Genomic DNA, 6,060 nt, shown 5'->3' on the forward strand with positions numbered 1-6,060 from the left:
AAACGATTTTATCGGTATTCTTCCCGAACCGGGCTAAAAACATCCATAAGCCGGCACGCTTCCAGCGCCTTACCGCTATGGGGGACATTGGCTGGGATAAGGACGATGTCCCCAGGGGTGTATTCCCTGGTCACACCGTTCAGTGTAAATTCGAATCGTCCTTCGATAACATGCATGATCTGTTCATTTTTATGATGGTGTTCAGGTACTTCAGAACCTGAATCCACCTCCCAGAAAACCAGGCTCATTTCGGCCCCATGCACCAGTTTGCCCCGGAACCCGGGAATAATTTCCCGAGCGGGAATCGTATTGAGGGAATAATCCATAGGTGTAATTTTATCTGTAGTCTAAGGTACTGGAAACTTCTCAAATGGGAGACGCTGGTTTTGGGGTTTCAGGATGTGTATCTTTGACTTTATTTTTCATATGCGACTACATTTTATTGCGATCGGAGGAAGTGCGATGCACAACCTCGCCCTGGCACTTCACGATAAAGGCTACCAAATCACCGGGAGTGACGATGTTATTTTTGAACCGTCAAAATCCCGTCTGAACACTGCAGGTCTGTTGCCCGATTCTGAGGGCTGGTTTCCCGAAAAGATTCGCCCCGAGCTGGATGCTGTGATTCTGGGAATGCATGCCAAGGGAGATAACCCCGAATTGGCGCGGGCACGGGAATTAAATCTTCCGGTGTATTCCTACCCCGAATTCATCTATGAACAGGCAAAAGAAAAGACCCGGGTAGTTATTGGAGGAAGTCACGGAAAGACGACCATTACATCAATGATCCTCCATGTGATGAATTACTGGAATCGGGACGTGGATTTCATGGTTGGTGCACAACTCGAAGGTTTTGACCGGATGGTAAAGCTTACGGAAACCAACGATTTCATCGTCCTGGAAGGAGACGAATACCTTTCTTCTGCTTTGGATCCGAGACCAAAATTCCATCTCTACAGGCCGAATATCGCCCTTCTGAGTGGTATCGCCTGGGATCATATCAATGTCTTTAAGACTTTTGAGGCCTATACCGATCAATTCCAGATATTTCTGGACACCATTATCCCTGGAGGCAGCATTACGTATAATTCTGAGGATGAGGTACTTGAAAAAATGATTTCTGAATTGGATGCCCCAATCCGCAAATTTCCCTATAAAACACCCGAATACCGCCTTGCTGATGGGATAACGCTTCTGGAAACCCCGGAGGGGGAATTGCCATTGCAGGTATTTGGCCGCCATAACCTGAGCAATATGGCCGGAGCCAAATGGATATGTCAGCAAATGGGGGTGGACGAGATTGATTTTTATGAGGCTATGAGTAGTTTCAGGGGCGCCTCGAGGCGTCTGGAACTCCTCGCCCGGGGCGGAGGAAATTTTGTCTTTAAAGACTTCGCTCATGCACCGAGTAAAGTAAGCGCGGCCACGGCAGCGGTTCGGGAGCAATTTCCGGATCACAAACTTGTGGCCTGTCTGGAACTCCACACCTACAGTAGCCTGAACAGCGCCTTTATAACACAATACAGGGACAGTCTTAAGGGGGCAGATGAGGCCATCGTCTTTTATGTTCCGGAATCTCTGGCGGTCAAAGGCCTGGAGCCAATTGAGCCAGATGATATTAAAGAGGCATTTGGGCGGGATACACTTCAGGTCTTTACCCGGGCAAATCAATTGGAAGCACATTTAAACGCGGTTTCCCTGGATTCCACGGTCTTACTCTTGATGAGTAGCGGGAATTACGGAGGGCTGGATCTGGAAAAACTGCTTTCCCGAATCGGGTAACCCCGGTATTAAACCCCGAATTGCGAGAGGTGGTGGTCCAGATGTTTATACTGCATTTGTCCCCATTGTTGAGGGGTAAATGCCCCAAACAAGGGATGGGGATTCCATTCTTTTCGATCTTTCAGGGAGTGGAATTCCTTGACAAGATTTCTCAGTTCCGGCAATTCCGCATTGAGTTCTTTGGGCGATTCTGCTTTCGCAAGTGGGGAGGTTGGCAGGTTTTTACGCCAGGGTTTATCACTGTACATGCTTTTTTTGAATAGCAGTTTGATCAGGGGATTGGGTTTCTTCTTGGACAGCTTGTTTTTTATTCCTAATCTCAGTGGGACCTGGCAATGCCAAGCCATCTGGCCAACACTCATCTTACCCCACAAGGGGGTCATGCCTTCCTCAAGTTTATCTAGGCGGTCCAGGATTTGAGTATAGGCTGCGGTGTCAAAAAGGGATTCCATAATTTGGCGATTTCCAATAAAAATAAGGTTTCAGCAGTAGTCCCGCTGGAAAATTGCATGGAATTTTCGTATCTAAATGACATATGACGCCCAGAACAATGCCAAAATCGATTAAAAGCTGGAATGCTTCCGAACGGCCCAGAGAGCGTCTGCTTCAAAAAGGGGCGGTAAGTCTTTCCAATGCAGAACTGCTGGCCATCCTGTTGGGTTCCGGTTCAAAAAAGGAAGATGCGCTTTCTCTGGCAAGGCGCATTCTGGGAGTGGCAGCTGAGCCCCTGAAGGCAATAGGCCGAATGTCGGCTGAGCAGCTGATGACCTATAAAGGAATAGGTCCCGGGAAAGCCGTCACCCTTGTCGCAGCTCTGGAACTCGCACGAAGGTATACCCAGAATCCGGTGACAGCAACCCGGGTCATTCGGCAGAGCGGTGACGCTTTTGCGCAGTTAGAACCGCTTTTTTCGGATTTGGCACATGAAGAATTCTGGGTCCTGTATCTCAATAATGCGAACCGGGTCCAATTTCGCTTTCAGGTCAGCAAAGGAGGATTGACCAGTACCCTTGTGGATGTACGGATCATTCTCAGGAAAGCCCTTGAAATCGGCGCGGTGGGGCTTATTTTGGCGCATAACCATCCTTCCGGCAACCTGCTTCCGAGCAAGGCGGATATCAGTATTACCCGGAAGACAGAGAAGGCAGCTGCCCTTATGGATATCAAGCTCCTCGATCATTTAATTGTTCATGGCTCAGAATATTATAGTTTTGCGGATGAACAACGCTTATAACACATTTTGAGGTGCTGCTGATCTATACCCATAAAATTACACCCAGGGTTACCTATATAACCCGGCAAATATTTTCCCATATCCTCGGGGTGGAGATTGGGTATACCACACAGGTCGAGGACTTTATCAAGCATAAGGGACCGAAAATCACCTATACCCGTCAACCCCTTCAGAATGAGTTTTTTATTCAGAGTTCTGATTTGCTCTTTCAAAAAGGGATTGAAGAAATTGACATCCAATTGGAGGCCTGGGATGAGTTGCCCTGTTTCTTTTCCAGTGGTCCCAGGAGTACTATTCCATTCGATATCCTTGCGGCGTCTTTTTACCTGTTGAGCCGGTACGAAGAGTACCTGCCTCATGTGCGCGACCAGCATGGGCGTTTTCCACCCTCGGAAAGCCTGGCCTTTCAAAAGAATTTCCTGAGATTGCCTCTGGTCGATCTCTGGGCCAATAAGCTGCTCGAGAAGCTCAGGGAGCGTTTTCCTGAAATCCTAACGGATCGGAAGCCGTATCGATTCACCCCCATCATTGATGTGACCACTTCCCACTGTTATGCGCATCGGGGGGTTTTCCGGGGTATGGCCGGATTGCTTCTGGATGTATCCCGATTGAAATTAAAAAGAATCTGGGAACGACTCAGGGTATCGGTAAATCCAGCCCTTGACCCTTACGATAATTTTGACCGCCTCCTTGCCCTGGATCAGGAGTACGGAGCGCGTACCATGTTCTTTTTTCAGTTTGCGGAGTATTCCACGTACGATAAGAACGTTTCCCCCAACAACAACGCATTCAAATATCTGATTAAATCGGTGGCGGACTATTGCACCGTTTCTTTGGGTGTTTCTTATGCCGCAGCTGAGGAACCCGATACCTTGAGAGATGAGAAACGACGCTTGTCCGATGTTATTCACCGTCCCGTGAATTACGCCAGGATGCGCTACAATCGCGTTGAGGTTCCAAATACATACAGGAGCCTTGTGGATGCGGAGTTCAGCCGGGATTATTCCCTGGGCTACACCCACGAGATCGGTTTTAGAGCGAGTACCTGTTTCCCATTCTTTTTCTATGATATTTCATTGGAAGCCCAGCAACCCATAAAGATTTATCCCTTTGCTTTCCACGATTATGCCCTGACCCGGTATTCCTCTGTACAAGAGATCTTAAAAGATCTGGATACCTTATTCGAAAAGGTGAAATCTGTAAATGGACGGATGATCGCAGTTTTTTCAAATGAATTATTGGGAGGAGATCAGCCCATAGATTGGCTTAAGCTTTACGAAAAGGTTTTAAAACGATTTCATGCTTAAAAGACCCATTACGGATATATTTTTCGACCTGGACCATACGCTGTGGGATTTTGAAAGGAATTCGGCGCTTACGTACCAGCAGTTGTTTGAAGATTTTGAAGTCAAGGTCCCCCTTGAAGAATTTTTAGCGTTTTATGCCCCTTTGAACCTCGAGTTCTGGAAGGCATACCGGGAAGGAAGGATCAGCAAGGAAAAACTGCGGTATGAGCGCCTGAAAACCGTCTTTGACCGGATGGGGATCGGGGTATCCGATACGCAAATCAACCATCTGTCGCTGGCTTATATCGAGAATCTTTCAACCCATACCCACCTTATTCCCCATTGCCTGGAGACCCTTCAATACCTGAGTAAGACATATAAAATGCACATCATTACCAATGGTTTTGAAGAAGTACAGGCTCGTAAGCTTAAGAACAGCGGAATCCATCACTATTTTTCAGAGGTTATCGATGCCGACCGCGCGGGTGTAAAGAAACCCGATCCGCGAATCTTTAAAATGGCGGTTGAGGTAACCGGGATCAGACCGGAAACCGGTGTCATGATCGGGGATAATTTTGAAGCGGATATACAAGGGGCCCGGGCCGTGGGGTTACAGGCACTTCACTTTAATGTTCACGATGAACCCTCGCACGGGGTCTGCCCAATGATTTTCAATCTTCAGCAAATACGCATTTACTTATAGTATTTCTTTCATAATGCGGGGGCAAACCCACTCATCGGCTTTCAAAAGCCAGGTCTTTTCGTGGGGTATTGGGCAGGGAATTCGAACCGCATAGGCATCCTGCTACCCGGTTTTTCGCTTTACGGTTCGCGCTAAATGAACTATCTTCGACCCGTTAATGAAGGTACTTAGAGCATGTTAAAATTCTTTTGCACTATTGGTTTGATCGTTCTGTTTGCCCTTCCCGGGCAGGCTCAATTAGATGGATACAAATACATTGTTGTTCCCAAAAAGTTCGATGGGTTCAAAAATGAGAATCAATTCCGGACCAGTACACAGATCAAGCATCTCTTTACACAGAACGGGTTCACGGCTATATACGACGATCAGATTACCCCTGATCTGGCCGAAGATCCCTGTAAGGGCCTTCGCGTTTTACTGCTTGACAATTCATCGCTCCTTGCAACCAAAGTGACCCTTGGTCTGCGCGACTGTAATGGGGTTACCGTTTACGAATCGGCAGAGGGACGAAGCAAATCAAAAGAATACGAGACTGCTTTCAGGCAGGCGATTAACGAAGCATTTTTCAGCTTTACGGAATTGGGTTATGCTTATAAACTATCGGAGGCTGCCGAGGCAAAAGCGACGGAATCTCAGGAAGCGACTCCTGAACCTGCTGAAGAAACTGTAGTTACAGCGGTTGCTGCCGTACCAGCAGTAAAAGAAACAGTACAGGAACCCACCCAGGATGGGAATGCTGCCGGGATTACTACCGGGGCGGTTGCTGCTACAGGGATTGCCGTAGGTGTTCAGGGTGAAGCCGGGGAGGAAATTTGGTATGCACAACCCACTGAGAATGGCTACCAACTCGTAGACAGCACGCCCAGGGTTCGCATGAAATTACTTAAAACCGCTCAGGAAGATACTTTTATTGCCACGATTGACGATGCGCCCATGGGTATGGTTTACAAAAAGGACGGGCAGTGGTGGCACGAATTCTTTAAGGATGGGAAAACGGAGGTGCAACCCTTGAAATTGAAATTCTAAAGCTCGTATTTACCTTTCCACCGTTTTTG

Annotated in this window: 7 protein-coding genes; 5 read left to right on the forward strand and 2 right to left on the reverse strand. The window is 47.7% G+C overall.

Annotated features, from left to right (window positions below):
- Positions 1-8 precede the first annotated feature (8 nt).
- On the reverse strand, positions 9-326 hold the full coding sequence (locus QU605_RS12595; protein WP_289725679.1) for a cupin domain-containing protein: 318 nt from the start codon (positions 324-326) through the stop codon (positions 9-11).
- A 100-nt stretch (positions 327-426) separates the two neighbouring features.
- On the opposite strand from QU605_RS12595, the gene QU605_RS12600 reads away from it, so the two are divergent.
- On the forward strand, positions 427-1,782 hold the full coding sequence (locus tag QU605_RS12600) for a UDP-N-acetylmuramate--L-alanine ligase (RefSeq protein ID WP_289725680.1): 1,356 nt from the start codon (positions 427-429) through the stop codon (positions 1,780-1,782).
- Positions 1,783-1,790: 8 nt separating this feature from the next.
- Here the strand turns inward: QU605_RS12600 and QU605_RS12605 are convergent, their stop codons facing one another.
- Complete coding sequence (locus tag QU605_RS12605; RefSeq protein WP_289725681.1) at positions 1,791-2,234, reverse strand: DUF1569 domain-containing protein; 444 nt, start codon at positions 2,232-2,234, stop codon at positions 1,791-1,793.
- An 83-nt stretch (positions 2,235-2,317) separates the two neighbouring features.
- Here QU605_RS12605 and radC point away from each other — a divergent pair, with 83 nt between their 5' ends.
- The 4 genes from radC to QU605_RS12625 all read left to right on the forward strand — a co-directional run bounded on the left by radC (position 2,318) and on the right by QU605_RS12625 (position 6,031).
- Complete coding sequence (gene radC, locus QU605_RS12610; RefSeq protein ID WP_289725682.1) at positions 2,318-3,016, forward strand: RadC family protein; 699 nt, start codon at positions 2,318-2,320, stop codon at positions 3,014-3,016.
- An 11-nt stretch (positions 3,017-3,027) separates the two neighbouring features.
- Positions 3,028-4,323: a polysaccharide deacetylase family protein gene (locus QU605_RS12615; RefSeq protein ID WP_289725683.1), complete on the forward strand. Its 1,296-nt coding sequence runs from the start codon at positions 3,028-3,030 to the stop codon at positions 4,321-4,323.
- Positions 4,316-5,005 (forward strand): YjjG family noncanonical pyrimidine nucleotidase, encoded by a 690-nt coding sequence (locus QU605_RS12620; RefSeq protein ID WP_289725684.1) that lies wholly within the window; start codon positions 4,316-4,318, stop codon positions 5,003-5,005. Before QU605_RS12615 ends, QU605_RS12620 begins: the two co-directional genes overlap by 8 nt.
- Positions 5,006-5,179: 174 nt before the next feature.
- Entirely contained in the window at positions 5,180-6,031 is an 852-nt protein-coding gene (locus QU605_RS12625) for a hypothetical protein (protein WP_289725685.1), read from the forward strand.
- The last annotated feature ends 29 nt before the right edge of the window (positions 6,032-6,060 follow it).

The organism is Robiginitalea aurantiaca, from assembly GCF_030380815.1.
GTDB lineage: Bacteria > Bacteroidota > Bacteroidia > Flavobacteriales > Flavobacteriaceae > Robiginitalea > Robiginitalea aurantiaca.